This is a genomic window from Mycobacterium sp. URHB0021, from assembly GCF_054057895.1.
Map to the genome: position 1 here is coordinate 196,077 of NZ_JBSRZT010000002.1, position 24,162 is coordinate 220,238.

Below are 24,162 nucleotides of genomic sequence, written 5' to 3' on the forward strand. Positions count from 1 at the left end.
TCCTCCTTTAGCGTAGTGCTGGATTGGGTGCGGCAAATGCTGCGGCCGGCACCGGCACCGGCACCACTGCACCCAGCTGGATGCCGGGCGGCGCCGCTGGTGCCGCGACGTTGCCGACGGCGAGTGTCAAACGACGGTAGATAATCCGCTGCATCTCTGCGGCGAGCGGCCGCGCACCGCGGTTGAGGCGTGCTTGGACGTCGCCGACGAGGCGTTGATAGCGAATCCCCCCTCTCGCAGCCGATTTGGCCACACCGAGGACCGCCCCCGTCGCCGCAGCGATCCCGAGATCGGCTGCGCTCGAGCTGTTCCCGAGCGCCGCGTTGGTAGCGGCGGTCTGCGCGACGTTGAGCCCGGACGAGACCAGCGGCATTGTCACCATCCGCAAGGCGATCGTCTGCTGTGCGATCGCTCGTGCGTCAACAATCCCTTCTCTCATTGCTGCGCCCACCTTGTAGGCTTCAGTCCCGGCATCGATGACCTCGCTGGCGGCGCCTGAGACCACTCCGAATGCAGCGCCGACCCCGACCGTCTTTCCCCAGGCCGCAAAATCCGTGTCATGTGTGCCATTGCGTGTGTCGTACGAAATCCCTGACGTGCCAGCGCTTGTCACCGTTGACGCAAGTAGGGCGGCACCGGCTCCGTCGGTCAAGGCCGCAATCGCGATGCCTGCGAGGACGAGACCGACGTCGATCAGGATCGACCACGGGAAATGCCCATCCGGATCGACCATGACGAGCGGCGAATTGAGCGCGTAAGCGTAACGGTTGAGCGCATCCGCTTCACCGAGATCGCCTGCAAGCTGGTCATCGGAGGTGACGAAACGTCCCAGGAATGCGTCGTAATAACGCGCGTCGAAGTAGAACAGTTGCGACGTCGCGTCGAGTTCGCGGCCCGTGAAGCCGAAGCGATATCCAGTCGGCGGCTTTCCGACGACCTCGCCGTACGGCAAGTACATTGCGCTGGCGGCAACCGTACCGTTCCCGTCGGTGACGAGCGACGTCGTCCCAATCTGGTCCTTGAATAGATAGCGGGTGCCGACGGCGGGCACTCCGGCCACTATGCCGGGATCGGGTCCTTCCACCAGTCGGCCGATCTGCACCGCGGGACCGGACGGACCCAGAAGGTAGTACGTGTGTTGCCGCGTCGGACCGACTCGCGTTGTCTCGAAATCCGGCGCAATGTAACGAGTATCAGTCCCGTCGTTCGCAGTCTTGCGGGTCCGTATTCCGTGCGCGTCGTATGTCGCGACCAGCCCAGGGGCTCGTAACAGCCGGCCCTCTCCGTCGTAGAGGTAGGTTGCGGCGACGTCGTTTCGCGTGGCGGCCAGCAGCGCGCCGTCGGCGTCGTAACTCCCTTCGAAAACGGTCGTGCGGTTGATGTGGCCCGATTCCACGCGATGGCCGCGATAGGCGAACGCGATGTCATTCTTTTGAATCAGATTGCCGCCCAAGGAATATCCATATGTCTGCGGGGCATACGGTCCAGTCGAACTGACCAACCGCCCGACCGCGTCGTAGCCGAACCTCTGCGCGCTCGCGGGGTCGGCCGGCGAGCCGATTGCCGTCAGTCGGCGCAGCGCGTCCCAGACGTAGTTGCGTTGCCACATTGCTGTGCCGCTTGAAGCGGCGAACGTCAGTGAGACGATTTGCCCGAGCTCGTTCGTCGGGCGCTGCTCGCCAAGGCCGTTCCCGTAAAGAACGTGCGTCGCGCGGCTGGATGCATCAAACGCAGAATATTCGGCGTGCGTCTGGAACGGTGCCTCGGCTGCGGCGAACGCCAGCGAACGAATTCGATTCGCGACGGTATACGTGACGGTCGAGCGCGCTCCATCGGGAAACGTCGTCGCCTCAGCAAGTCCGAGAGGCGTGTACGAACGCTGCACGACCGTTGTCTCTCCACCGATCGTTCGCTGTTCGTATGCGTGATTTCCGTAGGCGTCGAAGGCGTAGACATCTCGGTCTCCGTTGGGCAAATCGACGACACACAAGCGATCGAGGCCGTAGCTCGCCTCGGGCAGGTCATAGGTAAAGCGGGTCGACTCAACAAGCCCACCGGAGGCGGCGACATCCTTGCGCACCAAGCGTCCCCGGAGGTCGAAGAAGTACTCGATGCAGTCGCCGTTGCCGTTGCCGGTCCTGACCCGTCGCTCCGTGTCACGATAGTCAAGCTCACGCGACCACAGGATCGCGCCCTGTGCGCTCACTTCTAGCCGGTGCTGACGATTGAGCGTGTCGAAATGCACCTCGTTGCGGACGCCGTCGGGATCTACCGCCGACGTCAGCCGGGCGGCTGCGTCGTAGGTATACGTCGTCCGCGCGCCGGCGGCGTCGGTACTGCGTACGAGATGTCGCTTGCCGTCGCAAAGTGCGTACTCAAGCACCGTCGTTCGCGCGAGCGGCGTGCCGTGGGCTTCGGTGCGCACCTCATGCAGCACGGTCGGATATGTCGTCGTGGTCGTCGTCGTGCCACTTCCGTCGAGCGGCTCGACCTGGCTCGTCACCCGGCGATAAGGATCGTAGGTCCGCGCGATGGCGGCGGCGGGCGCCCCGTCAAAGGCGGGCAGCGTCGCGGCGACGATATCGTCGCGGGTGTCGTAGGCCCACGTCACGACAATCGTGGACATCCCGTCGTCGGCAAGCGACTCGCGGCGATACTCGCGATGCAGCCCGTCGTAATAGTGCCGCTCCCAGTGAGTTAGGCCGCTCCACGTCACGGCCTGGCGTACCTCTTCGAAATACCCGAGCCTGTCCTGCCCGTAGACGTGCCGGGCCAGCAGGTACGGGGTCCCCGCTGGATCGGGACCGATCTCGTCGATGCGGCGACCCAAGCCGTCGTAGGTGGCGACGAGCACGACCCCGTTGGCGTCGGTATGAGTGAGTTCTCCACCCGACGCAGGATCGTAGGTGGATTCGACGGTGAGCTCGAGCCCTTGTTCATTCGCCGGCAGGGTCGTGCTCACCACGAACGTGTGGTAGTCGTCGTCGTACTGCGTCTGCGTGACGGCGCCTGTCGCATCGCGCGTTTCGGTCTCGTTGCCATACGCGTCGTAACCGAATGTGGACTCGAGCCACACCCGTGCGACGTCGTCCCAAATGCGCGACGCGCGCCGCAGACACGTCGCGGGATCGAAGTCGGCCTCGCTCCACGATAGGACGCTCAGGCCGTCGGAATCGCTTGTCCTCTTTGTCGACGTCAGCAGGCTGAGCGGCCGATCGAGATCGAGCAGATAACCGTAGAACACGTACTGCGAAGGGAATGTGCTGTGCTCGTGGATCTCCGTCGCCACGTTGCCGAGCGCATCGAAGGTCCGCGCGACAGACTCCGTGACGTCGAGCGTTCCATAGGTGAAACCCTCGGTGAGGGTGCGGCGGGACGTCACTCGCCAGATACCGTCGGGTTCGTTGGCGTCGTAATCCGTCGTCATGCGCGACATGAGCGCACCATCCGACGTGCGCCGCTCGCTACGGATCCGCGCCAGCGACGTGTACGGGAACGCCTGCACGTACTCGTGACGGATCGTCGTGCCGATTTCAGCGTCGGCGCGTTCGACCGCAGCGAAGCCAAGCCAGCCGCGACCGTCCAGATCGATCTGCGCATCTTCGTAGGTGTACGTGTAGTGCCCGAGGTTCCCGCGGCCGTCGTCCACTGCGTGCTCGCAGACCACGAAGCGGGCGAAATCGACGACGTGTACCGCTGTCGCCATTCCCGGCGTTGCGCTCGAACCGAGCGCCCAGGTCGCGCCGCGCACCGTAGCGTTGACGAACCCACTCGGGTCGAGCGTGTCTTGGACGCCCGTCCTGCGGTAGGTCGCGGGCAGCGTCATCGGCGAGTACGCGAGCGTATCGATCCGACCTTCACCGTTGCGAATCGTGACGATCGCGTCGGTGATCGCTGCGGGAGCGGCCATCCGCGCGACGGACTGCGACACATCACCGGTCACGTAGAGAAGGTCGCTGTTGCCCCAGCCCGCCACATCGGCGGCAAAGAGCGCGCCGGTGAACGGGGGCGGTGACGCGCCCAGCGAGACCGGCGAAGGCTCTTGGAACGAACCGCCCACGTAGCGCGCGTGCGTGAGTGCCAACATCGCGTTGGCATCCGGATAGGCGAACAAGAGGTCGATGATCCCGCTCCCGCGGACCGAAACCGGCGTAATTGCACCCGTGAACTCGAGCGCCGTAATGCACGGAGCTTGTGGGAGAAGTCCAATCCCGTTTGAAAGACACGCGCGCAGGACCAGCGTGCCGTCGTTAGCCGTGTAGGCGTAGACGAGGTCGTCCTTTTGGTCGCCTGTCAGATTGACGGGTAAGAGCGAGCCCCCGTAGATGAGGTCGGTGTCCGACGGGAGCAAGTCGGCTACGTCAACTGCGAGCATCCCTCCGTCGGCTCGAAAGCTCGCCAGTTGCAGCGAGACACCGTCCTGGCCGGCCAAGGCGTAGACCAGCTCTAGCGCACCGTCGCCGTCGTAGTCCATCGCGAACGGGATCCCGCCCCAATAGAGCGTGCTCGTCAGCGCCGGACCGCGAACGAATGTTGCGCCGTCCCAACTGAGGATTTCAAGGCACAGCCGGCCGTCCTCATCAGCGCTGCACGCAATGAGCTCGGTTGCGCCGTTGCCGTCGACGTCGGCCGGTACGAGCATCCCGCCCGACATGAGATCGTCCGGGCCCGCGGCAAAGGGGACGCCTTGCTCGAGCGTCCAGCCACTGCCGGTCGAGCGCGCGGTGAAGATCGTAAAGCCGAGCGCGCCGGTCTCGAGCGTGGAAACGTACAAAACTTCCATGAAGCCGTCACCGTCGACGTCTAGGGGATAGACGACTCCGCCGGCGGCAAGACCGGACGTCGCGATCGTCGTCGGCGCCGCGTAGCCGCTCCCGTCGCTGAGCGCGCACGCCAGTTGCACGATCAGATTGCCCGATTCATCTGCGCTCGTCACAAGCAAGTCGCGGTGTCCGCGACCGCCCACGTCGAGCGGACTGACCGTGCCGACGCCGATCGAGACGGCGGGCTCGGGCAGCGCGAATCCAGGCTGTTCGATGTCCGCGTATGAGAACGTCGTCGGCGTGAGAGGTACACCGGCCGCATCCGAGCGGGTGATCGCGGTGAGGCGGCTTCGCCCCGTGCCGGCACCTTGCTCGTAGTCGAGCGTGTAGGTGGTCACGGTCTTGTCGTCGACGGCTGTCGCGATAGCACGAATGCGCTGAGTCGGATGGACCGCAAAGCCGACTTCGAAACGCGGCTCGACGTCGCTGCGGGTTTCCCGCACGAAGGTCACCGACCGGCGGCAATCCGTGGTCGTGTTACCCGTATAGGCGATCTTCGCCGGGTAGTAGGCGCCGGTCTGCGGATCGCTCGCGTACTCAATCGTGTACGCGTTGCCGACGGGATCAGTCACCCGGTCGAGCGCCCAGGCGCGGACGACCGTCGCGCCAGGTGCCGGGAAGATACGGCCTGAGGCCGAGCCATACTCGAGGACCCGGCCGTCTTTCGTTTTAGCAACGAATTCCGCCGGACCGTCGATCCCTTCCTCGAGTACCACGCCGACGTATTGGTACGAATCGATCTCTGTCCGGTAGGAACTGCCCGGCGCGCCGTAGGTGCCTGCAACGACGACCAAACGACTGGTATCGAGCGTGAAACGGTCGCCTTCGTCATAGCGAATGGCTCGCCTCGCTCCGTCTTGCGCCGGTGTCTGCCCAGTTCGGACTATCGATGACAATCCCGCCAGCGACCACCCGACGCCGAAGACGCCATTACCGGTACCGCTCGAATACAGCAAACTCAGGGCGGGCGCGAAACCGCGCGTACCCGGGGGTAAATCAAGGGGAATTGAATATCCCGTACACCCGTTGGCATCGACGGAAAACGTGGCGTCAAGAGTGCCGAAGTATATCTCCGGTCCAGGCGTGGCCACCGCTGCCTCCACTAGGATCTCGATCTAGATGAAAAGTCGCGGGTCCTAAAAGCAGGTTCGCGGACTAAAATTATCCTAATCGGGCAAAAAGGCAACAGGCTCGAAAATGGAATTTCTGTGAAGACCTCGTTGCTCCTGGCGCATACGCTAAGTAATTACTAATGATAAGCAACGTGACGCTACTCGAGTCGTTGGCATAGCTTTCTAGCCAGGTGGACACCTGGAAAGAACCAGTGTAAGCCAATATCAAAAATTCGGATCGCAGCGGAAAGAACGGACGGCTATGCGTGCGAAGACGGCGGCCCACCGCTGCATCTTCATGCATATGCGGCGCTCCGTACTTCGCCGCATCGTGGCAGGCGGATCAAGTCTGATTTTTCCATGTCGATCGCGCCATTGGATGACAAGCCGGGCGGGAATGCCGCGTTTCAAACGAGAATGGATAAATTTGAGGCAGAAGAAGAAAAGGTATGGTGTCAAAAATGTCAGCAGGCAGTTCGCCGCGGATCCCTGTTCATTATCCATGGTGAACGGCCCAGGGCCCGTCGATTGTCGAGGCGCGCAACACCGAACGCCACGCGCCGTCGACGGCGATTCTGCAAATCTCGCTTCCGCGTCCGATTGGACGTCTGGACAAGTTTGAGAGGGCACAACCGTGTGGTGCGTGGATGCGCGCGTTGAGGTACTCGGTTTGGATGCCGTGTCAGCAGGTAAATTCTTCACGTGACGCGCGGCACCAGTCGAGGCAGGAGGCGGCCTCGAAGGTGATATGTCTGCTGCAGCAACATAATTCGAAATCCTCATCGAGGACCGTTCGCGCAGCCACCGCATGGGAGGGGCATCGCCCCGTCTATCGCCGTTTTGGCGCGATCGCGCTGCCCGGACATTAACTTCGACTGCTGGACAAATCGCCGCGGCTGATCAAGCCGAGCGCTGCAGCTAGTGAGCACCCAGGCATTCGAGACGCATCGACGATCGACCAGAATCACCGGGCTACTTTGACAAGATCCCGGCGCCACAGCGGTAGAGTTGTGAGGATTCTGGATACTCGGCGATGCCACTCGTGCCGAGGTAGCGGAGACACTGGAAACGCCGGGCGGACAGACGTTTACCTCTCTTCGGTCAACCGTGGTCGGTGAGTTTGCTTAACTGAGGTGATCAAGATGCGGACGGTTTCCGGTAGCACGTCATGCAGCGATTGATGGGGTCGGCCGTCGATTCGGGATTTGGCGTCGCTCATGCCGAGGTGATGGCAGTTCGTCGTGGTTGAACGCACGGCTGGTGCAATAGCTCGGGGGTATGTCGAGTCAGCGTTGGCCACCGCCGGTATGTCCGGTCGGATCATCGAGGTGTCCAATGCCGTCCACCGACCCCTCGAACAAGCGGCCATTGCCAACCAATTGGCGACATTTGCCGGCGGAGCGCTTGTCACGGTTGGCGGCAGCGCCGTCATCAAAGCGGGCAAATCTATCGCGGCGCTCGCCACCAATCGAGCGTTGATGAGCAGTCCGATTGCGGGCCCGCTGGCCCACTCGCCTCGGAAACACGTTGTTATCCCGGCGGGTCTGGGCCCCGCCGAGGAGGCCACGAGTCTGGTCACGGTTGGCGGACGCGCCCGCCCGGCGATTGTCGACGACCGTATTGCGGCATTGTCACTGCTCGACGCGCGCCTGTTCCCCGACGCGGACGTCACCTGCGACCACTATGCCGCGCGAGCGATCGCGCTGGCCGGCTGCACGGTGAGCGACGATTCAGCAACCCTTCGCGATGTCACCTTGGCGTTGTCAGCGGCGCACGAACTGGTCAACCCCGACCGAGGCCCCGCGGACGTCCGGCTGGCACTGACGCTGGCGACCGCCAGCCACCGCCGATGGCCCCTCTGCCGCCGATGCCGGGCCGGAAGCGCTTTGCCCAGAATGGACTTAGAGAACAACACCGGCTCACCCGCGTGGTCATGTTTTCATCGCGCTTTGACCAAGGGACCAAACATGAGGAGCGCCAGTTGATCCTCATGTGGGTTCGCCAATGGCGGGCCGACTGTCTACAACTAGTCCAAAGTGCTGCTGATGGTTGGCGCACTCCACCACGCACCGGGCTCGGCGCGCTTCGGAGCCTGGCAACGCGCCGCTGATCGGAGACGATCGGCGCTGTCGAACCAGCCGCGCGCTGGATGGGCGCGAGTAACGAAGCGCAGATCGAAAGAACAACTCAATCGTCCGCGCCATGCACTGAAGATCTGTTAACTTCCGCCATGATGACCGGCCTCCTCTCCCGCGGCACGTGACGGTGAAGCACGTCGTGACATTCCTGGGCGCCTGGACCGCTGCAGCGCGCGCCCGCCGGTCCACTCGACTTCGGCGAGCCACCTCGGCCCTCTTCGGGCTCGGTGTTCTCGTGGCGTCCATGACCGCGTGCGGTTCCGGCGTACTCACCACGGGCCGGGCAGTCTCGGCATTTGAAGCAGACTATGCGGTCCGGGTGGACCCAGGTGGCCCAGACGTGCCGGAGACGCTTGCCGCCGCCACCGCCGCCGCCCAAGCGGACATTGACCGCTTCTCGGCCGGTGACTTCGCCGGGGTGTGGGAACACATGACGCAAGACGTCCGCGACGGAATCGACCAAGACGACTTCGTGACGCTCTATCGAACCTGCAAAACAATCGGCCCGAATTTCAGCGTCTCCGGGGTGCGACTCGACGCTGGAACCAATGACGCGATTATCCGCCTGACGAACCGCGACGGCACGCATTTTCGTGTGATGCGCTACGAGTATGGCGGCTGGGACATGGCACCCACTCACGACTTCGCCAGCCGCCTCGGTAAGCCGGTCCAACAAATCATCGCTGAAGAGAAGGCGGCGGGCCTGTGCCGGCACTGATCCGGGGCCAGCGCCAGCGCTTCGACCCGGACGTCGCCGCCCCATAACGCCAGGGCCAGTTCTTTACACCGCGACGTTGCAACATATTCCGGGTGCACCGCGTTGACGGTGATGAAAGATCGTGACAGAGCACAGTGCAATGTCACGCCGTGATCCGCAGTTCGGCACCCGGATGCGAACTGAGGGTGACGACTACGGTGCCGCTGCGCGTTTCGAACGTGGTGTTGGCGTAACCGACGAAACCGTAGTGCCCGTCAATCGTCGATACCGCGGTGATGTCATTGCCTCCAGATGCGCCGGTGTCGAGATTCGCCCAAGCGGCGGTCACGGTAAGCGCGCAGGAACCGTCGTAGATGCCGGCGTCGTAATGAATCGCAACCCGGACACCGTCCTCGACACGATTGTCGACCTGCACCGCCGTCACCTGGGCCTCGGCACTGACGCTACCGGCACACGTCGGGGACGCCACCACCGGAACCGGACCGAGTTGCGAGAAGCCCTCGGCGTGGGCCGCTGCTACCCATAACCAAGGCGCAGCCACCGTGACGGCGAGCACGCCGGTACCACGGAATGGAGTCATGCCCTTGTTATCGACCGCCACCACGACGGCGTTAGCGCATGGTCAGACCTGCCACCACGCTACTCAGCCACACGATGGTGTCCGCCAGTCCGGTGATCACCCGACGCTGATCGCCAGTGGTCATCGCGTTCGCAGCCGCCGCGCTCACCGCAGCACCATCGCGTGATGTCGCCGAGTTAGCGGAACGTTACCGGTCTCATAAGGTGCTCACCGAGGCTTCATAGCCGTTGCAAAGCAACCGCTGTCTGAATGGCACTGTGACAACGACACTGGATCGACCGGCCAACGCGACTGATGCGAACGAACCGCCTCGATCACAACGGTTCACCCGTCCATCATCGGATCGCGTGGGGTTTGGCGTGCTCCTGGGCGCCACGGCGGTCATGTACCTGTGGAACATCACCGTCAACGGGATGGGCAATCAGTTCTACGCCGCCGCCGCGCAGGCCGGGTCGAAGAACTGGGAAGCGCTCTTGTTCGGGAGCCTTGACACGCAGAACTTCATCACCGTCGACAAGCCGCCCGTGTCGCAGTGGGTGATGGGTCTGTCCGGGCAGATCTTCGGATTCAACAGTGCCAGCATGCTCATCCCGCAGGCCGTGATGGCCGTCGCCGCCGTGGCGCTGCTCTATGCCGCGGTACGCCGGGTAAGCGGCCCCCACGCGGCACTGCTCGCCGGAGCGGTGTTGGCGCTGACTCCGGTTGCGGCACTGATGTTTCGGTACAACAACCCCGACGCGGTGATGGTGCTTCTGATGATGGCAGCCGTCTACTGCGCGGTGCGTGCGCTCGAGCACGCCAGCGCGAAGTGGATCGCCCTTGCCGGCGTGGCGCTCGGCTTCGCATTCCTGGCCAAGATGCTCGAAGGAATCATGGTCATGCCTGCGATCGGTCTCGTCTATCTGGTCGCGGCGCCGACCTCGATCGGCAAGAGGGTGCTGCACCTGGCGGCCGCGCTCGCGACGTTCCTGGTCTCGGCGGGCTGGTTCGTGGTGCTGACCCTGGTGTGGCCCGCCTCGTCGCGGCCCTACATCGCAGGCTCCACGGACAACAACTTCATGAACCTGGTCCTCGGTTACAACGGGTTCGCACGCGTCCTCGGCAAGAACAACGGCAATTTTCATCCCAACCCCGTGGTCGGCGCTTCGGCAGGCACCCAGGTTCAGGTCTTCGAGGGCGGACACCACCGTGGCTTCGGTGGCTTCGGCGGCCAACCGCAAGGCGTGACGCGACTGTTCACTGGTGAGTTCGGCTTCGAAATCGGCTGGCTGCTGCCGGCGGCACTGCTCGCGATGGTTCTGGTGCTCTTCTCACGCGGCCGGGCCCCGCGCACCGACTTGGTCAGGGCGGCCGCCATTCTGTTCGGCGGCTGGATGCTGGTCGACGGGCTGATACTCAGTTACATGAAGACCATGGTTCACCCGTACTACTGCCTCTCGTTCGTCCCGGCGGTCGCAGGCATGTTCGCGATCGGCGTGCACGAAATGTGGCGCAAGCGCCAATCCTGGCTCGGCCGTGGCGGCCTGGTCGCGATGATCGGCGGCAGCGGAGTCTGGAGTTGGTGGACCCTGGGACGCAACGGCGACTGGCTCCCGGCACTGCGCTGGGTGATCCTGGCCGTGACGGTGGTCGCGGCGGTCGCCCTCATGGTGTCGCTGACTTCCGAAGCACGCCAACGATTTGCGGTGATGTCGTTGGCAGTGGGCGTGATCGGCGGGCTGGTGGGCGCCGGCGCCTACGCGCTCGCGACGATCGGTCAGTCCCACGACGGCGGAATGGCTGTCGTCGGCCCCGCCCGTGAAGAAGGGCACCGCGGCGGAGGCTTCGGGCAGGACTCCGACGACGCGCAACTGGAAGCAATGCTGCGTGCCACGGACACCGACTTCTCGGCCGCCGTCAACCGTTCATCGGCGGCGGCCGCTCTCGAGCTGTCGACGAACACCGCGGTGATGGCCATCGGTGGATTCGGCGGGAGCGACCCGGCGCCGACACTGGGTGAGTTCCAGCAGGACGTCGCCAACCACCGGATCACGTATTACATCGCACCTGCCAACGACGAGCACCCCGGCGGATTCGGCAGCAAATCGCACACCGATATCACGCAATGGGTGGCAGCCCACTTCACGCCGATGACTGTCGGATCCGAGACCGTCTACGACCTCAATGCAGCGAGATGACCACCGCGAACCCGCTACTGGCCCACAGCGTCGGCTCGAAACCCCCGCGGCGTCTTTCCGAACCAGCGTCGACAGGAGCGGTTGAGCGCGCTCTGCTCTGCATAGCCGAGCATGCCTGCGATCTGGCTGAGGTCGAGCCCGGGTCTTGTCAGATATGTTGCCGCCGCCGCGCGGCGTTCCCGGTCGATGACGTCACGGCATCGTATGTCCTCGGCTGCGAGTTGGCGTTGGAGGGTGCGTGGATGTACGCCGAGTTCGCTCGCGATCGCGTCGACACTGCAGCGCCCGGTGGGCAGCAGCCGCTGGGCCAGCTGTGCGACCCGGTGTGACACCAGCGCGCTCGGCGGAAGATATTTCCGTTCAAGGTATTTCGCCGCGAGGCGGCTGGCCTCTGGATCGGCACTCTCGATGCGCCGGTCGGCCAGCCTGCGCGACAGCTCGAATCCGCACGACGACCGCCGGTAGCGCACCCGGCAGCCGAATGCCTGTTGATAGGACGCATTGGGACCTTGTTGAGGGTGCATGAACCAGACGGTGCGGGGCCGCGCCTGCGGTCCACCCAACAGGTGCACGATCCGAGCGGCTACGGCCATGCTGACCTCGTAGGCCTGAACCACCTCAGATAACCCTGGCTCGGTCAACTCGAACGCGAATTCGACGGTGCCCTGTTGCGTCTGTGGCATGAGCTTAAGGGTCAGCGCAGGCGAGTGCACATAGAGGAAGCGGGCGACCGCCTGGATGCCGTCGAGCACGGTCCGCGCGTTGCGTGCGATCACCGCGATGGGGCCGAAGATGTCCAGTCCCTGCCACTGCACCATCCGCAATCCGAAATCCGGACAAGCAAGCTCTTCGGCGCTCGCCTCCAGCAGGTGGACGTAGGCGTCGAACGGGACGAACGCATCCGCCTCCACTCCGATACCTGCCGGGATGCCGTAGCGCGCCAGGAACGGATCAGGATCACCACCGAGTTCGCGCACCACGTCGCGGTAGCCTCTCAGCGCGGTGGCGCGGATGAGATTGCCCATGCCCGTGACTCCCGTCACCTTGTCGGTAAATGGTAAAAAATTGTCGGGAACTGTCAATACCCGCCGCCGCCTGCTGCGGCATTCTCAATGCGAACCTCCTGCGACGCCGCAGGCGGAAGCCCCGAAGAAGGTCATGAACGCCACACATTTCGACGTCTCGCTCACCGCCATGTCCACCATCGGACCTCGCCAGGTGACGCTTGAGCTGTCGACATGGGAGCTGTTCGACCACCCCGAGATCTGTTCGGATTCCGCCGGTGTCGACCGCATGAGCGGCCGTTGCTTCTGGCCCTACATCCAGGACCCTCCGGTCGTGCTCGTGACCGCTCGCCCAGCCATCATCTGAACGCGCGTTGTCACAACTCATCTCGTTCGTCCTCAGTTGACCTCGTCCTGAGCCGCGCCCACTCACACATCTGAGCACCGTCACCACGGTGTCCACATCCTCCCCGGCACGTGACCCGTGCCCGCGAATCGCAGGAGCAACGATGAACGACCAACCTCGAAAGCCCCAGCCGCACTGCAGATGGACTGCCGAACAGGAAGTCGCCGTCCGGAACCTGGCCGATGCCGTCCAGCGAGTCCGGGAAGCAGACACACCAATCTCCCAAGAACAGCTCAGATCGGCAGTCGACGCCGCCAGGGACGCAGGCGTCGGATGGACCGAGAAAGCGCAGGCCGAGTGGGACCGCCAGCGGCATGCCGATCGCAATGAACAATGATCGGCGCGAGTTTGCCGGACCGTCGCGTGCATGGTGCGCGTCGCATGCCCGTTGTGCCCTTGCCGACGTCACCATGATGGTCCAACGCCGATGAGTATCGCCGTGGTTCGCGGTCTGTATCCCCAACACGCCTTCCAACCGCACTCGAGGAGCCCATCATGAGCGCCACTTACACCTTCGACGTCTTCTCCAGCCTCGACGGCTTCGGCGGCGTCAGCGGCGGCGACTGGGGCGGCTACTGGGGCAAGCAAGGCCCCGAACTGCTCGACCACCGCCTCGCCCTGTACAGCGAGGAGCAGCGGATGGTGTTCGGCGCCAACACATATCGGGCGTTCGCACAAATGTTGGCCTCGAGCACGGAGGAGTCTGAGGTGCGTGACCCATGGGTCACCCGGATGAGGCACCTGCCGGCAACGGTGGTGTCGGCCAACCTGGTTGGACCTCTCGACTGGCCGAACGCGGCCGTCGTGAGCGGTGACGCCGTCGAGGTCGTCGCCCGGCTCAAGGCGGAGTCCGAAGTGCCGTTGCGCTCGCACGGCAGCCTGTCGATGAACCGGGCGCTGATGGCCGCCGGCCTGGTCGACCGCGTTCAGGTGACACTCTTCCCCGTGATCACCGGTCAGACCGGTGATGACCCGATATTCCGGGGCGCGGCCGACTTCGACCTCGAGCTGATCGAGAGCCGGACGCTCGACAACCACATCCAAGAACTCATCTACCGGCCCGCCCTGCATCACTGAGTCTTGTCCACCGCAGCCGCGATACTCACGCGCTGCTCGTCGCCATCTCTCTCAAATCATCTCTGCCTGAACCACTTCGGAGCTGACGCGTTCACCGACAGGAACCGTGATCCGGTCTCGGCAATTCGCGAACACCAGGGCGCCGACGATTCCCAGGCCCACCAGTGAAATGACCATGCTCCAGTTCACGAACCACGGCTGTCCGGGTTGCGTGCGGGGCCATAGGACGTTGAGAACCTCGAAGGCCAGCCACACCGCCGCCGCGTAGGTCACCGGAGCGCCCCAGCGGCCCAGCGAGAACGAGCCGGGAATCCAGCGACCGCTGAGCGGGGTGAGGGCGGCCGCAAAGACCGGGACGGCGAAGGCGATGTAAGGACCCATCACCGAGAAGTTGACCAGGATGTTGTACAGATCCGAGCCGGCGAACAACAGGAAGACCGCCGCGACCACCGCCGTCAGTGCGATCGCCCGGATCGGCATCCGCTCCGGGCCTCCGAGCTTCGACAGCCACTCGGCGCCCGGCAGGGCCCGTTCACGGGCCATCACGTACACGGCGCGGGAGACCGCCGACTGCATGTGGACACCGGGTTGACGCGATGGAACACCAACAGCACGATGCCCAGCACGACCGAGCCAACGATCTCGCAGACAATGCTCGCGACGATCATGACCCTGAGGAACTGCCGGCGATCATGTTGGCGGCCGTACCGAAGCCGATGACACCCATCGAGACCGCGGCAAGCAGCCACCGGTTTGGCGAGTCGACATAGAACACCTCGAGGATGAATCCGGCAGCCGCGTAGGCCAGCGTCGACAACGTCAGGGTCAGGCCCCACATGTAGGCCCCCGCGGCCGTCCAACCCCAGGTAGTACCGCGGGCGTGCCGCGCCCACTGGTACACACTGCCCGCGAACGGCCAGCGCGAGGCCAGCTCGCCGAAGACCAGGGCGACGAGCAACTGGCCGCAGAGCACGATCGGGAATGCCCAGAAGAACCTGGGGCCCGCCGCGAACAGGCCGAGCGCGAAGATCGCGTACAGCGCCACGATCGGCGAGATGTCGGCGAACGCGAGCGAGAGCGCAGCGCGGAAGCTGAAGCCGCGGTTCAGGACTTCGTGACCGGTCGCGCGCGGCGGGGTCACCGCTGTGTCGATGGTGCTCTCTGGGTTGCTAAGTCCCACGTTTCCTCCTCGAGTTGAAGTGCCCAAATCATGACGAGGGCCGAGACGCCACAACAGCCGCAGACAGACACATCCTGAATCGGCGAACTTGTGCAAATGTCTAACTTCGATCGGGTTGGCGTGAACTGGTCGGTCGCACGGGATCGCAGCCAGCTGCTCATCGGGCACCATCGATCGACTCAACGCGGCCTCGCGCTGGTCACACAGACGGTTCCGAACACGTCGCACTCGGGTCGTCCGACATACGAGTGACCGACTACGGGCCGCCGAGAAGGTCCCGCGACCGCAGCGCCAGCCACAGCTGGGCGATGTCGGCGGTGTCGGACAGCCGCGCACCGGTCAGCTCCTCCACCTTGTGAACCCGGTAGAGCACCGTTTGCCGGTGGACGTTCATCGCCGCGGCGGTGCGCTGCCACGACCGCTGGTTAGCCAGGAATGTCTCCAGCGTCTCGACCAGCTCGGCCCGATGCTGAGCGTCATGCTCGACGAGGGGACCCAGCCAGCGCTCGACCAGTGCCTGGGCATCCTCGACACCACCCACCCCTGCCCACGACGTCGCGGTGCCGTAGCGCACCACCGAATCTCCGGTCCGCTGAGCGGTACCCAGCGACCAGGTCGCCTCACGGGCGGCTTCCGCCGAGCGACTCACCGTCTTCATCGCGCGACTGGCTCCGATCCTGGCCGTCGGCCCCAGTGAGCCGGCGATAGCCGCCAGCGCATCGTCGGTGTCGGGCACGACGGCGCGCGCGACCCCGGACCGAAACGCCACCACGTGGGGAATCTGGCGGCGCCACAACGCGACGTGCAAATCACGCAGCCGACCCTCGGCGCCACAGGTGACGGAAACGAAGACCGAACTCGAGGGGTCCAACCCGGTGGACACCAACTGCCGGCGTCCGGCGCGCAGGTCGGCTCGGCCGTCGATCAGCTGCGCGGTGAGTTCTGCGCCGGACCGGCGGGCGTGTTCCAGGGCGAGATGGGTCTGCGACAGCTCCAGCGCTACAACCGTCGCCGCATGCTGGATCAGCACACCATCGAGGACCACCCCGCCCTCACGGATGACGGCCAGCACCGCGTGCTCGTGCGTCGGCACCTCACCGACGAGCACCTCGACCCCACTGGCGGTGAGGATGGACCGCGCCCCGGCCGCGAGGGTGCCCTGCGATGCCGCGCGCACCGTCTCCTTCACCTCACCGGGCGGATGCGGGCCGCCGGGGTGATACGCGTCTCCGGTGACGCGATCGCACACGAACACCGAACAGCGCAACTCCTTGGTAAGTGCGTCGGCGATACGGGACCGTCCCACGTCTCCTGCGGTCGTCCGGCGCAGCGCGTCGTAGATGCGGGCCGTGCGCATCAGCCGCTGGGACTGTTCGAGCAGCGTGGCCTCGGCGATGGCCCGCGAGATCGCCACGAACGGCATTGGATAGCGGATCCACAGCACCGGTAGTCCGAGACGTTCGCTGACGCGCGTGAATCGTTGGGTCAGCCGCGGGCAGTACATCTGCTCACCGATGGCCAACCCACTTGCGCCCACCCGCTGCAGTTCGTCGAGCAGATGTACCTGCTCGGCCGCCGCCGCCGGAAACGACATGCCGTTGGTCATCAACAGTTCCCCGGCGCTGACCCACTGCCACGGCTCCGGCAGATCCGACGTATGCGTCCAGGTCACCTGCCGGTCCAGCCCGGCCTTGCCAGAGTTCAGTCGCAGTTGCAGGTGCGGCATGTCCAGTAGCTCGCGCACTGTGATGCTCACCAGCCAACCGTATCTCTGTATCCGATTGCGGAACGGGTTTGCCGACAACGTCGGGAGGCTTTTCTGCCGCCGAGGGCGGCGCGGGATCGAAGCCCTGCATGGCATTTGCCGCCCCGCCGATGAACATCCAGGTGGCGAAGATTCCGGCCGCGACGCGGCTGGCAGCGGGTGAGTTCCGATTGGGTCGAACAGGCGCTGTGCATCGACGCGGCCCTTGTCGGTGACGTAGTGGTGCACCAGCACGATGCCCACCCAACTCACGATGCACGCCACCATCGCCGCCTGCCGGGTGCCGAGCGCCGTGGCCAGGTACACCTTGACGTCACGACCTTGGGCGAGCGGGCGAGAAACATATGGACGCTGAGGATGTTCGTCGCGGTCGGACCGTGAGTTTCCCGCCCTGGGGCACCGTGGTGCTGACAAACCAGGAACAGTCACGGGCGTAGGTCAACCACGTTATCCCCCAAGTGGTTCCGTTCACCGCCATCGCCGCGGCCATGACGGCCGCTGCGAAGCGGATCTCCGCCAGAATGCCCTGCGCATCGGGATCGACGAGACCCGATTCGCTCAGCGGCCACCCAGCAGCCGGTTGATCCGGTTGCCGGCGTGCCTTTCGGGTCTGTGCGGATGCACAAGGTGTGTTCACCGTTTTGTGCGGATCACTTCTCGCGGCGCGAGGTGTGACGCACGCATCATTATCTCGCACAGTAGCCATCTGACCTGGAGCGCGAGTGGTGAGTACCGGAGAAATCGATGACCGACCCGATGTCCTCATCATCGGCGCCGGAGCTGCCGGCGGGGTAGCAGCCCTCGAGCTGGCCCGGCAGGGTCTGAAGGTCGTCTGCCTGGAGCAGGGCGGCTGGAACCTGCCCGACGATTTCGCCGCCGGCAAGCCGGAATGGGAACTGACCCGGCTCAAGCAGTGGAACTCCAGCCCGAATGTCCGACAGAACCAGGCCGACTATCCGATCGACAGCACCGACAGCCCGGTCGAGCCGTTGATGTTCAACGGTGTCGGCGGCAGCACCATCCTGTTCTCCGGGCACTGGGTGCGGGCGATGCCGTCGGACTTCCGGGTGAAGACGCTCGACGGTGTCGCCGAGGACTGGCCGTTCACCTACGAGGATCTTCGGCCGTTCTACGATGAGATCACCCACCACATCGGCGCGTCCGGGCTCGAGGGCGACCCGGCGTACCCCGATCCGCACACCTTCCCGCTGCCGCCGCTGCCGATCGGCAAGTACGGCCTGGTGGCGGCCAAGGGGATGGACAAGCTCGGCTGGCACTGGTGGCCGGCGCCGAACGCCATCGCGTCGCGCAAGTACAAGAACCAGGAAGCTTGCATGCGCTACGGCGCCTGCGAATCCGGCTGCCCCGTCGGCGCCAAGGCCAGCACCGATATCACGCACTGGCGGGACGCGATCAAGCTCGGCGTGCAACTGGTCACCGGAGCCCGGGTAAGCCGCCTGACGATGAACGATCGGGGCCTGGTGACCGGCGCCGAGTACATCGACCGCAACGGCACGCGGCAGCATCGGGGGGCTCGGGTAACAGTGTTGGCGGCCAACGGAATCGGCACGCCTCGCCTGCTGCTGAACTCGGCCTGCTCGCTCTGTCCGGACGGCCTGGCCAACTCCTCGGGCTTGGTCGGCAAGCGGCTGATGACCCATCCGTACGCCTCGGTCTACGGCGCCTACGACGAGGATATGGAGACCTGGCTCGGTCCGGCCGGCCAGGCGCTGCAGTCACTGCAGTTCTATGAGACCGACACCGACCGCGGATTCGTCCGGGGTGCAAAGTGGAACCTCATGCCGACCGGCGGCCCCCTCGCCCAGACGCTATGGGAGCCCGGCGACAACTGGCGCGACGGCTTCGGCGCCAACTTCCATCCGCGGCTGAAGCGGACCTTCGGTCGCTACACCGAGTGGGGCATCACCACAGAGGACCTGCCCGGCGAATCCAACACTGTCACGCTGGATCCCGACGTCACCGATTCCGACGGGATCCCGGCGGCCAAGATCCACTACACCATCGGCGAGAACTGCCGGCGGATGCTCGACTTCAACGTCGCGCGGGCTGTAGAGGCGCATGAGGCCGCCGGAGCCGTTGAGGTACAACCGATTCCAGTGGTCCGACACAGCGCCTGGCACCTACTGGGCACCACCAAGATGGGTGCCGACCCGGCTGCTTCCGTGGTCGACGAATGGTGCAGGACGCATGACATCCCGAACCTGTTCATCATCGACGGCAGCGTCATGGTCACCTCCACCGGTATGAATCCCACCGCCACGATCATGGCCGTCGCGCTGCGGTCCATGCGGCACCTGGCCGAAACCCGCTCCAGCATCCCGACCGCATTCTGAGGAGCCTCATGTTCAATTCCGAACAGCGCCAAGTGTTCGCCACCCTGGCCGAAACCCTTATCCCGGCAAGCGACACCATGCCCTCGGCCACCACCGCGGAGGTGTCCGGAGCCCTGCTCGACCAGGTCGTGGGCTACCGGCCCGACCTGCTGGACACGCTCACCGCGGCGCTGGACTCCAGCGTAGGCAAGGACCCAGAAGCCGTGCTGGACAGCCTCTCCGCCGAGCAACCGGAGCAGTTCGAGGCGCTCACCGTCCTGGCCGCGGGCGCCTACTTCCTCAGCCCCGCCGTGAAGGCCGCGATGCCCTACGACGCGGCGCCCCGTGCCGCCCGCGAGGACATGGACAGCTACGTCGACATGCTGGAGCACGTTGTCGATCGCGGCTTCGTCATCCGCTCATCCGCCACGACCGTTACCGAAGGGGCTCGACATGATTGAAGTTCGCAGTAAATCCACGGAATCAATCTCCTCCATCGAGGAGAACACCATTCAGCAGGTGCCGCTGGATCAGCGGCATGGCCGCAACCGGGACATGTTCACGATTTGGTTCGGAACCAACATCATGATCCTGGCCATCGTCACCGGTGCGTTGGCGACCACGGTGTTCGGTCAGCCGGCATGGTCGGCCGCGCTGGCGATCGTCCTCGGCAACCTGTTCGGCGCCATCTTCATGGCGCTGCACTCGGCCCAGGGCCCGACGCTCGGTGTTCCCCAGATGGTTCAAACCAAGGGGCAATTCGGTTCGCTGGGTGCGGTACTCATCGTGGCCGTCGTGGTGTGTATGTACACCGGGTTCTTCATCTCGATCCTGGTGTTCGGCGGCGAGTCACTGGCATCGGTGTTGCCGTTCCTCGGCGTCAAGGGCGGCATCCTCATCTTGGCGTGCGTCAGCATCGCCGCGACCATCTGGGGCTACACGCTGATCCATGCCTACGCGCGGGTCATGACCTGGGCGTCGGGCATCACGTTGTTGCTGGCCTTTGTGTGGGCGTTTGTCGTCCACCCGATGCCTGCCGACTTCTTCCACAGCACCGGTGCCACTGTGGCCGGCTTCCTCGGTACCTTCGCGGCCGGCGCGGTGTGGCAGATTGCCTACGCCCCTTACGTTTCGGATTACTCGCGGTACCTGCCCAAGGCAACTGGCGCGAAGCCGGCATTCTGGATGAGCTACTGGGGCACCACCATCGGATCCATCCTGCCGATGTTGCTGGGTGCCGGAGTCGGCTTGTTGGCGCTCGACGACGACCCGGCCATCGCGCTCACCAAGGCCACCGCCGGAATCAGTGTTCTGGTGGTCGCGGTGTTCAGCGTCGGCGTGGCAGCGACCAATGCGATGAACCTTTACTGCGGGACGTTGTGCACGATCACCATCCTGCAGACCTTCTTCCCGAGATTCACCGCCCGGGCCCGTGAGCGAGCCATCATCGCCGCCTGCATATGTGCCTTCGCGGTCGTCGTCGCCCTGTCGGCCGGTGACGACTTCGTCGCCAAGTACAACAACCTGCTGGTCCTGCTGCTGGGTGCGTTGGTTCCATGGACCGCCGTCAATCTCGTCGACTTCTACCTGGTGCGCCACGGTGACTACGTCGTCCAGGACTTCTTCGAGGCCGACGGCGGCCGTTACGGCCGGGTCAACTGGACCGCGGTGATCTGTTATCTGATCGGTGTCGCCGTGCAGCTGCCATTCATGATCATCGGCACTGCCTACACCGGCCCGATGGCCAAACTTCTCGGCGACGCCGACATCTCGTTCATCGTCGGCCTCGTCGTGGTATCGCCGCTGTACTACTTCACGATGACCTCGCTGGTGCGTCGGCAGAAGAGCACGGTCGCCGTCGTCAGCACCCATGCCAACTAGTGGTGTGTCCTGTAATTAATTGATGATTCCTTGGTAGGCTTCACGCCATGAGGCAACCCGTTCCGGCTCTGTCGGTGTCTACAGGGCAGCGTGAGGTTCTCGAGTCGGTGGCGCGGTCGCAGTCCGCGCCGCATCGCGAGGTGGTCCGCGCGCGGGCGTTGTTGATGGCGGCCGACGGTCGGGCGAACACGGCGATCGCGGAATCGTTGTCGGTGTCGCCGGGGTCGGTCAGCAGCTGGCGCGCCCGGTTCGCCGAGGAGGGGCTGGTCAAGTTCGCCCAAGTCCGCGAGGGCCGGGGTCGCAAGAAGACGATCCCCCAGGACAAGATCGATGAGATCGTGGATCTGACACTGAACTACCGTCCCGAGGGCGAAACCCATTGGAGCTGCCGGACCATGGCCGCGGCTACCGGGGTGTCGAAATCGACTGTGCAGCAGGTGTGGTCGGCCCGGGGCCTCAAACCGCACCGGGTCGAGACGTTCAAGCTGTCCAACGATCCGAACTTCGAGGAGAAGCTGGTCGATGTCGTGGGGCTCTATCTGAATCCCCCCGAGAAGGCCATCGTCTTGTGCGCCGATGAGAAGTCCTCGGTGCAGGCGCTCGACCGCACCCAGGCATCGCTGCCGATGGTCAAGGGGCGGGGCGAGACGATGACCCACGACTACAAGCGCCACGGCACCACCACCCTGTTCGCCGCTCTGAACGTGCTGACCGGCATGATCATCAGCCAGTGCATGCCCCGGCACCGGCATCAGGAATGGTTGAAATTCCTCAAGAGCATCGACCGGCAGGTCCCCAAGGACCTGCAGATCCACCTGATCCTGGACAACTACGCCACCCACACCCACGACGATGTCCGCCAGTGGCTGGATAAACACCCCCGGTTCCACCTCCACTTCACCCCGACATCGTCGTCCTGGCTCAACCTCGTCGAACGCTGGTTCCGGGAACTGACCGACAAAGCGTTGCGGCGCGGGGTCTTCCACTCAGTGCCGGACCTCGTCGCCTCCATCCAGGAATACATCGACGCCCACAACAACGACCCCAAACCCTACGTGTGGACCGCCACCGCCGAGTCCATCCTGGCCAAAGTCGCACGCGGCCGGATCACACTCGAAAAAGTCAGCTAAAAGCAGGACACACCACTAGGTCGTTGGGCCGGTCGTCAAGCTCCCGCCGCATACCCCCACTGGTAAAGGAAGATCACCCATGACCACACTCGTCACCGGCGGCCGCGGCTTCGTCGGGCGTCACCTAGTGGATCAACTGTTGGGCGACGGCGAGCGCGTCATCATGTACAACCGCGACTACTCCGTCGACCCTCGCGACGGGGTGGTCGCGGTCCTCGGCGAGCTGTTCGATATCCCGCGCCTGACCCAAACCGTGCGCAGCTACAGCGTGGACCGCATCATTCACACCGCCGGGCAGAGCCACCCGGCGCTCTCGATCGAACTGCCGGTCACCACGTTCGCTGCCAATGCCGATGGCACCCTCGCGGTTTACGAAGCGGCCCGGATGACCGGCGTGCGCCGCATCGTGTTCTTCTCCTCGGAGTGCGCGCTGGGTAACATCACCGACCCGGGACCCGTGACCGAGGACGTCAAGCCCGCACCCACCACCGTGTACGGCGTGACCAAGGTAGCCGGCGAACTGCTCGGCAGCGTATACAACTCGCTATACGGCATGGAGATCGTGTCGCTCCGCATCACCGAGATGTACGGGCCGGGCCTGTGGATGCCCAGCCTGCTCGGCGACATGATCCGGGCCGGTCTGCGCGGCGAGACCTTCACGCTCGAATCCGGCGGTGACCACGGGTTCCAATTCGTCCACGTCAAGGATGTCGCCACCGCCGCCCGGCTGGCGTCCACCACCACCAACCTGACCCAGCAGGCCTACTTTGTATCGGGTGGCGACCGGACGAGCGTTCTCGAAACCGCCGAAGTACTCACGAGGTTCCTGCCGGACGCCCGCTTCGACCTCGGGCCGGGCTATCTGCCCGACTGGGATCGTCAGGTCCAGTTCGACCTGACCCGCTCCACCCGCGACCTCGGCTATCTGCCGGCATGGGAACTGGAGAAGGGGCTGCGATCGCAGATCGAATGGATCCGGTCCACTGAGCAGCTCTGACGAAATCCAGGAAAAGGACGAGCGCATGGGTGAGATGCCGAACCGCATTGCCCTGGTGACCGGGGCCTCCTCGGGCATCGGGCTCGCCACGGCCGGAACCCTGGCCCGTGAAGGTGCCGACGTGGCCGTGTTGGCCCGGCCCGAGGACGACCTGTGCGAGGTCGTGCGGCTGGTGACCGAGCACGGTCGGCGTGCCCTGCCGATCAGTGTGGACGTGCGAGATTCGGCCGCGGTGCGGGCGGCGTTCGACCGGGTCGAGACCGAGTTGGGCCCCATCGATGCGGTCCTCAACAACGCCGGAATCTCTCGGGTGGCACCGCTGGTCGACACCACCGACGAGATCTTCGACGATCTCGTGTCGATCAACCTGGCCGGGTCGTTCTATGTGCTGCGCGAGGCGGCTCGCGTCATGCAGCCGCGGGGTGCCGGCGCCATCGTCAACACCGGCTCCGAACTCGCGATCATCGGGCAGCCCGGCTTCGTCGCCTACACCGCCACCAAGGGCGCCATCGTGGCGATGACCCGCAGCGCCGCAGCGGAATTGGTGTCCTGGGGCATCCGGGTGAACTCCGTGTGTCCCGGCACCACCCGAACTCCGTTGCTCATGGTCGAGTTCGAGGACAGCACCGACCCCGACGCCGAGATCACCGAAATCGTGTCCAGTGTCGCCGCCGGACGGTTCGGCGAGCCACAGGAGATCGCCGAGGCGGTGGTCTTCCTACTGTCCGATCGGGCCAGCTATGCGGTTGGCACGCATCTCGTCGTCGACGGTGGACGGTCGACCTGCATACCTGCCGGGAACATCGGCGTCTCCTACAACGACTGATCTACAAGGAGTCTC

17 protein-coding genes are annotated in these 24,162 nt (G+C 64.6%); 11 read left to right on the forward strand and 6 right to left on the reverse strand.

Annotation, left to right across the window (positions count from 1 at the left end; translation table 11 throughout):
- Window positions 1–7: 7 nt before the first annotated feature.
- Window positions 8–5,926 carry an RHS repeat-associated core domain-containing protein gene (locus tag ACVWWN_RS03075; RefSeq protein ID WP_457142576.1) on the reverse strand — a complete coding sequence of 1,973 codons (5,919 nt, stop codon included), beginning with the start codon at window positions 5,924–5,926 and terminating at the stop codon, window positions 8–10.
- A gap of 1,301 nt (window positions 5,927–7,227) precedes the next feature.
- Here ACVWWN_RS03075 and ACVWWN_RS03080 point away from each other — a divergent pair.
- Window positions 7,228–7,920 carry a hypothetical protein gene (locus ACVWWN_RS03080; protein WP_457142577.1) on the forward strand — a complete coding sequence of 231 codons (693 nt, stop codon included), beginning with the start codon at window positions 7,228–7,230 and terminating at the stop codon, window positions 7,918–7,920.
- A gap of 493 nt (window positions 7,921–8,413) precedes the next feature.
- On the forward strand, window positions 8,414–8,791 hold the full coding sequence (locus ACVWWN_RS03085; RefSeq protein ID WP_457142578.1) for a hypothetical protein: 378 nt from the start codon (window positions 8,414–8,416) through the stop codon (window positions 8,789–8,791).
- Window positions 8,792–8,933: 142 nt separating this feature from the next.
- On the opposite strand, the gene ACVWWN_RS03090 is transcribed toward ACVWWN_RS03085, so the two are convergent.
- Entirely contained in the window at window positions 8,934–9,371 is a 438-nt protein-coding gene (locus ACVWWN_RS03090; RefSeq protein WP_457142579.1) for a hypothetical protein, read from the reverse strand.
- 347 nt (window positions 9,372–9,718) lie between these two features.
- On the opposite strand from ACVWWN_RS03090, the gene ACVWWN_RS03095 reads away from it, so the two are divergent.
- Complete coding sequence (locus ACVWWN_RS03095) at window positions 9,719–11,548, forward strand: ArnT family glycosyltransferase (protein WP_457142580.1); 1,830 nt, start codon at window positions 9,719–9,721, stop codon at window positions 11,546–11,548.
- 14 nt (window positions 11,549–11,562) lie between these two features.
- Here the strand turns inward: ACVWWN_RS03095 and ACVWWN_RS03100 are convergent, their stop codons facing one another.
- The gene (locus tag ACVWWN_RS03100) at window positions 11,563–12,573 is read right to left on the reverse strand and encodes an AraC family transcriptional regulator (protein WP_457142581.1); all 1,011 of its coding nucleotides are present in this window, start codon (window positions 12,571–12,573) and stop codon (window positions 11,563–11,565) included.
- Here ACVWWN_RS03100 and ACVWWN_RS03105 point away from each other — a divergent pair.
- Entirely contained in the window at window positions 12,572–12,919 is a 348-nt protein-coding gene (locus ACVWWN_RS03105; protein WP_457142582.1) for a hypothetical protein, read from the forward strand. The two genes, ACVWWN_RS03100 and ACVWWN_RS03105, sit on opposite strands and share 2 nt — an antisense overlap.
- 534 nt (window positions 12,920–13,453) lie before the next feature.
- Complete coding sequence (locus ACVWWN_RS03110; RefSeq protein ID WP_457142583.1) at window positions 13,454–14,035, forward strand: dihydrofolate reductase family protein; 582 nt, start codon at window positions 13,454–13,456, stop codon at window positions 14,033–14,035.
- Window positions 14,036–14,086: 51 nt separating this feature from the next.
- On the opposite strand, the gene ACVWWN_RS03115 is transcribed toward ACVWWN_RS03110, so the two are convergent.
- From ACVWWN_RS03115 to ACVWWN_RS03125, 3 genes are all read right to left on the reverse strand, one after another.
- Complete coding sequence (locus tag ACVWWN_RS03115; RefSeq protein WP_457142584.1) at window positions 14,087–14,611, reverse strand: amino acid permease; 525 nt, start codon at window positions 14,609–14,611, stop codon at window positions 14,087–14,089.
- A gap of 88 nt (window positions 14,612–14,699) precedes the next feature.
- Window positions 14,700–15,215, reverse strand: coding sequence for an amino acid permease (locus ACVWWN_RS03120; RefSeq protein WP_457142585.1), 516 nt, complete (start codon window positions 15,213–15,215; stop codon window positions 14,700–14,702).
- A gap of 256 nt (window positions 15,216–15,471) precedes the next feature.
- Window positions 15,472–16,971, reverse strand: a complete 1,500-nt coding sequence (locus ACVWWN_RS03125; RefSeq protein ID WP_457142586.1) for a PucR family transcriptional regulator — start codon at window positions 16,969–16,971, stop codon at window positions 15,472–15,474.
- Between the two features lie 734 nt (window positions 16,972–17,705).
- On the opposite strand from ACVWWN_RS03125, the gene ACVWWN_RS03130 reads away from it, so the two are divergent.
- From ACVWWN_RS03130 to ACVWWN_RS03155, 6 genes are all read left to right on the forward strand, one after another.
- The gene (locus ACVWWN_RS03130; RefSeq protein WP_457142587.1) at window positions 17,706–19,334 is read left to right on the forward strand and encodes a GMC family oxidoreductase; all 1,629 of its coding nucleotides are present in this window, start codon (window positions 17,706–17,708) and stop codon (window positions 19,332–19,334) included.
- 8 nt (window positions 19,335–19,342) lie between these two features.
- Window positions 19,343–19,774: a hypothetical protein gene (locus ACVWWN_RS03135; RefSeq protein WP_457142588.1), complete on the forward strand. Its 432-nt coding sequence runs from the start codon at window positions 19,343–19,345 to the stop codon at window positions 19,772–19,774.
- Window positions 19,767–21,194, forward strand: a complete 1,428-nt coding sequence (locus tag ACVWWN_RS03140; protein WP_457142589.1) for a purine-cytosine permease family protein — start codon at window positions 19,767–19,769, stop codon at window positions 21,192–21,194. Before ACVWWN_RS03135 ends, ACVWWN_RS03140 begins: the two co-directional genes overlap by 8 nt.
- 47 nt (window positions 21,195–21,241) lie before the next feature.
- Window positions 21,242–22,324: an IS630 family transposase gene (locus tag ACVWWN_RS03145; protein ID WP_457142590.1), complete on the forward strand. Its 1,083-nt coding sequence runs from the start codon at window positions 21,242–21,244 to the stop codon at window positions 22,322–22,324.
- A 79-nt stretch (window positions 22,325–22,403) separates the two neighbouring features.
- Window positions 22,404–23,321, forward strand: coding sequence for an NAD-dependent epimerase/dehydratase family protein (locus tag ACVWWN_RS03150; protein WP_457142591.1), 918 nt, complete (start codon window positions 22,404–22,406; stop codon window positions 23,319–23,321).
- 25 nt (window positions 23,322–23,346) lie between these two features.
- Complete coding sequence (locus ACVWWN_RS03155; RefSeq protein WP_457142592.1) at window positions 23,347–24,147, forward strand: SDR family NAD(P)-dependent oxidoreductase; 801 nt, start codon at window positions 23,347–23,349, stop codon at window positions 24,145–24,147.
- The last annotated feature ends 15 nt before the right edge of the window (window positions 24,148–24,162 follow it).

Coding starts and splice junctions, on each gene's coding strand:
- ACVWWN_RS03100 (WP_457142581.1), bottom strand. CDS start 12,573: ATGGGCAATCTCATCCGCGCCACCGCGCTGAGAGGCTACCGCGACGTG.
- ACVWWN_RS03090 (WP_457142579.1), bottom strand. CDS start 9,371: ATGACTCCATTCCGTGGTACCGGCGTGCTCGCCGTCACGGTGGCTGCG.
- ACVWWN_RS03145 (WP_457142590.1), top strand. CDS start 21,242: ATGAGGCAACCCGTTCCGGCTCTGTCGGTGTCTACAGGGCAGCGTGAG.
- ACVWWN_RS03155 (WP_457142592.1), top strand. CDS start 23,347: ATGGGTGAGATGCCGAACCGCATTGCCCTGGTGACCGGGGCCTCCTCG.
- ACVWWN_RS03115 (WP_457142584.1), bottom strand. CDS start 14,611: ATGCAGTCGGCGGTCTCCCGCGCCGTGTACGTGATGGCCCGTGAACGG.
- ACVWWN_RS03135 (WP_457142588.1), top strand. CDS start 19,343: ATGTTCAATTCCGAACAGCGCCAAGTGTTCGCCACCCTGGCCGAAACC.
- ACVWWN_RS03150 (WP_457142591.1), top strand. CDS start 22,404: ATGACCACACTCGTCACCGGCGGCCGCGGCTTCGTCGGGCGTCACCTA.
- ACVWWN_RS03105 (WP_457142582.1), top strand. CDS start 12,572: ATGCCCGTGACTCCCGTCACCTTGTCGGTAAATGGTAAAAAATTGTCG.
- ACVWWN_RS03110 (WP_457142583.1), top strand. CDS start 13,454: ATGAGCGCCACTTACACCTTCGACGTCTTCTCCAGCCTCGACGGCTTC.
- ACVWWN_RS03140 (WP_457142589.1), top strand. CDS start 19,767: ATGATTGAAGTTCGCAGTAAATCCACGGAATCAATCTCCTCCATCGAG.